Here is a 517-nt window from a genome sequence, read left to right as displayed (position 1 = left end):
GCAGAAGCAACTGCTTCATCCTGATGGTGAGTAGACCCGCCCTGGGTGAATGGCGGCGCGGCGTCGCGCGGCCATTGGCAGAGTGCCCTGGCACCATCACCCCTGCCCCGGCAGTTCGATCTCAGTTGCTATTCCAATTCGGTGGAGTCTGTCCGTAAGCGCTCATCCCATGCGCGTTGACGCGGCCCGTTTGACGGGGTCGCTGTCAGACGGCTGCATTGGATCACGCGGCGGCGGTTTTGGCGAAGTTGAAGGGCAGCAGGTCGGTGATGTCGGCGTCTGTGGCGCGCTGCGGCAATTCGCGGGGACGTGGCGCAAGTACGCCAAGGGCTCGACGTCACAGGTGCGGCAGGTCAGCATCAGGCTGTATATGACGGCGCTGGCCCTGGCTCCATTCACGGTATCGCTGAACAGCCAGGATTTTCTGCCGGTGGCAAAGTTTCTGATATCGCGTTCGAGGAGGTTGTTGTCGATCGGCATCCTGCCGTCTTCTTTGTATCGCGTAGGTATTCCCACT

Annotated in this window: 1 pseudogene; it reads right to left on the bottom strand. The window is 61.1% G+C overall.

The window, feature by feature from the left end:
- Positions 1-223: 223 nt before the first annotated feature.
- Positions 224-517 (bottom strand): annotated as a pseudogene (locus ACWGTI_RS32680) (IS66 family transposase); the annotation flags it as partial.

The sequence above is a fragment of the Mesorhizobium sp. ArgA1 genome, from assembly GCF_053714375.1.
This window is presented reverse-complemented; position numbering and strand designations above follow the sequence as displayed.